Consider the following 1,641-nt stretch of genomic DNA (forward strand, 5'->3'; position numbering starts at 1 on the left):
GCCCGCCCCGGCGCATGACCGGGCCGGGCTGCTCGGCCGTGGCCGTCGTACCGCCGGTCAGGGCGGTCCGGCGTGAGCCACGACGGTGCCATCGCCATCACCGGGATCGGCTGCCGCTTCCCCGATGCCTGGAGCCCGCAGGAGTTCTGGGCCCTGGCCGGCGGTACGACGGTGCCATCGCCATCACCGGGATCGGCTGCCGCKTCCCCGATGCCTGGAGCCCGCAGGAGTTCTGGGCGAACATCGCCCAGGGCAGGCTCTCCATCCGCGACCTCGATCCGGCGGCGCTGCGGGCGGCCGGGCTGTCCCAGGAGACCCTGGACGCACCCGATTACGTCGCCCGGGCGGCCTGCGTCCCCGACGCGGGCGACTTCGCCGCCGACTTCTTCGGCTACTCACCCGCCGAGGCGGCCGCCACCGACCCGCAGCAGCGCATCTTCCTCGAAGCCTGCTGGCAGGCCCTGGAATCAGCGGGACACGCGCCCGTCGGCGGTCACCTGGTCACCGGCGTGTTCGCAGGCGGCAGCCCCAGCACCTACATGGCCGCGCTGCAAGCCGCACGGGCCCACGCCGACGGCGTCCTGGGCGCCGTCGACGACGTGGCCCTCCACCTGGGCGGCCTGGGCGACTTCCTGCCCTCGCGCGTCGCCTACAAGCTGGGGCTGCGCGGTCCCTCCATCGGAGTGCAGACCGCCTGCTCCTCCTCACTGACAGCCGTGCACTACGCGGTCCTCAGCCTCCTGGCGGGGGAGTGCGACATGGCGCTCGCCGGCGGTGCCTGCGTCAACGAGCCGATGCTCGGCTACCGCCACCACGCGGGCGGCCTCCAGTCCGCGGACGGCTACTGCCGGCCCTTCGACGCGCGGTCGACCGGCACCTCCTTCAGCTCCGGCGTGGGCGTCGTCGTCCTGCGGCGGCTGTCCGACGCCCTGCGCGAGGGCGACCCCGTCCTCGCGGTCGTGCACGGCACCGCCGTCGGCAACGACGGCTCGGCCCGCTCCGGCTTCACCGCCCCCAGCCCCTCCGGGCTCGCCGACGTCGTCGCGGGCGCCCTGGACGTGGCCGGTGTCCGCGGCGAGCAGCTGCGCTATGTCGAGGCGCACGGCTCGGGCACCCCGCTCGGCGACCAGATCGAACTGCGCGGCCTGACCGCCGGTCTGCGCGCGGCGGGCGGGACCGTAGCCGCCGGATACTGCGGTCTCGGCTCGGTCAAGGCCAACATCGGGCACGCGGGACCCGCCGCGGGCATCGCCGGGCTCATCAAGGCCGTCGCGGTGGCCAGAACCGGCGTACTGCCCCCGCACCCGCTCTTCGAGCGCCCCCGCAACCCGGGTGTCCTCGCCGAGAGCCCCTTCACGGTGCGCACCGAACCAGGCCGGATCGCGGCCGGGGACGCGGCGTACGTCCTGGTCAACTCCATGGGCCTGGGCGGCACCAACGCCACCGCCGTACTCGGGCCGCCCCCCGGACCACAGCGCGCCCCCGCGCCGACGCGGTCGAGGCCGCGCTCACCGCTGCCTGGCTGCACGGGGCGGACGTGGACTTCAGCGTCCTGGCCACCGGTGCGGGCCGCCGGGTCGCGCTGCCCGCCTACCCCTTCACCCGGGGCCGCTACTGGGCCCTGGACACCCTGCCCCCGAT

The 1,641-nt window shown here is 75.4% G+C and carries 1 protein-coding gene; it reads left to right on the forward strand.

The window, feature by feature from the left end; genetic code table 11:
• Window positions 1-14: 14 nt before the first annotated feature.
• Window positions 15-1,641, forward strand: a 1,627-nt coding sequence (locus AB8Z36_RS40090) for a polyketide synthase (RefSeq protein ID WP_369218283.1), incomplete at its 3' end; no start/stop codon positions are given.

The sequence above is a fragment of the Streptomyces flavofungini genome, from assembly GCF_041028215.1.
GTDB lineage: Bacteria > Actinomycetota > Actinomycetes > Streptomycetales > Streptomycetaceae > Streptomyces > Streptomyces flavofungini_B.